This window comes from Amycolatopsis anabasis, from assembly GCF_009765355.1.
GTDB classification, from domain to species: Bacteria; Actinomycetota; Actinomycetes; order Mycobacteriales; family Pseudonocardiaceae; genus Amycolatopsis; species Amycolatopsis anabasis.
Genome location: NZ_VTHK01000168.1, coordinates 1 through 997, shown reverse-complemented (window position 1 = coordinate 997; position 997 = coordinate 1). Strand labels below are relative to the sequence as shown.

The 997-nt window shown below is 63.2% G+C and carries 1 protein-coding gene; it reads left to right on the top strand.

Translation table 11 applies throughout. From position 1 onward, the window contains the following. Window positions 1-78 precede the first annotated feature (78 nt). Entirely contained in the window at window positions 79-969 is an 891-nt protein-coding gene (locus FXO23_RS50545) for an IS982 family transposase (protein ID WP_158896357.1), read from the top strand. Window positions 970-997: the final 28 nt, after the last annotated feature.

The window sequence follows — 997 nt, the reverse complement described above, 5'->3', positions numbered from 1 at the left end:
CTAGATGACTGATTCCGTGAAGGTCGTGTGAAGGGAGCTGCTGTGCGGGCGTGGGAGGAGGGTGTCCAAGATCAAACCGTGACGAAAGAACTGAACACCCTCCTGACCGCACTGTACGTGCTGGTTGACGATCACGTGGTGCCGACCCGCGCCGGTCGTGGGCGGCGACCCAAGCTGACCGACAGTGAGCTGATCACGATCGCGGTCGCGCAGGTGCTGCAGCGCTATGACAGTGAGCGACGCTGGATCCGGCACATCCACGCCGACGCCGAGTGGCGTGCGATGTTCCCCGCCATACTGGCCCAGTCCGGCTACCACAAGCGGCTGAAAGCCGCACAACCGTTGCTGTGCAAGGCAATCCTCACACTGGCCGCCTGCTGCCCGTCCTGGTTCGACGACCTGTGGATCACCGACGCCACCGCGGTGCCCTGCGGGACGTCACGGGAAACGGTGAAGCGCTCGGACCTGGCCGGACACGCCAGCTATGGCTACTGCGCGTCACACTCCCGGTGGTATTGGGGACTGAAGCTTTACCTCGTCTGCACCGGCGACGGAATGCCAGTCATGTGGTGCCTGGCCAACCCGAAACTCGGTGAACGCGAGGTGCTGGCGGCTCTGCTCGGACACAACCACCACCTCATCCGCGAAGGTCAAATCCTGTTGGCAGACAAGGGCTTCGCCGGGAAGGCATTCAAGAAACAGACCGAGGCGTTGGGACTCCAGTTGCTGCGCCCGGACCGTAAAGACGAGACCTACCGCAACGGCAACCTCGGCGGGATCCGCCAGCGGATCGAATCGGTCAACCAGACCCTGAAAGGCCAACTCGACCTCGAAGCGCACGGCGGACGCACCCCAGCGGGGGTGTTCACCCGCGTTGCCCAACGCCTGCTCGCCCTGGCCGCAAGCATCTGGCACAACTGGACCACCGACCTGACCAGCAAACGATCACTGACCGCCTACGACCACTAACACCAACTTCACGGAATCAACCGTCTAG